This is a genomic window from Cupriavidus sp. SIMBA_020, from assembly GCF_046535395.1.
Taxonomy (GTDB): Bacteria; Pseudomonadota; Gammaproteobacteria; order Burkholderiales; family Burkholderiaceae; genus Cupriavidus; species Cupriavidus campinensis.
On sequence record NZ_JAWRWU010001861.1, the window covers coordinates 1 to 229 of the forward strand.

Below are 229 nucleotides of genomic sequence, written 5' to 3' on the forward strand. Positions count from 1 at the left end.
GCCGCCGATCTCGCGACACGGTGCATCGCGGTCCGACAACAGCGCATGCGTGCGGCCGTGCGGCAGCAGCACCGCGTCGCCGGCCTCGAGCTGCATCGTCGTGCCGTCCGCGTCGCGCAGCAGCACCGGTCCGCGCCCGACGAAATGGAACTGCGCGCGCCCCGGCGCATGGCCGAAGCTCAGCCCGAACGGCCGCGCCACCTGGATCCGGCGGTATTGCACGCCGCTC

The 229-nt window shown here is 73.8% G+C and carries 1 protein-coding gene; it reads right to left on the bottom strand.

Annotation, left to right across the window (positions count from 1 at the left end; all coding sequences use genetic code 11):
* On the bottom strand, positions 1-229 hold a 229-nt coding region (locus SB751_RS36050), incomplete at both ends, for a cupin domain-containing protein (RefSeq protein ID WP_410749733.1).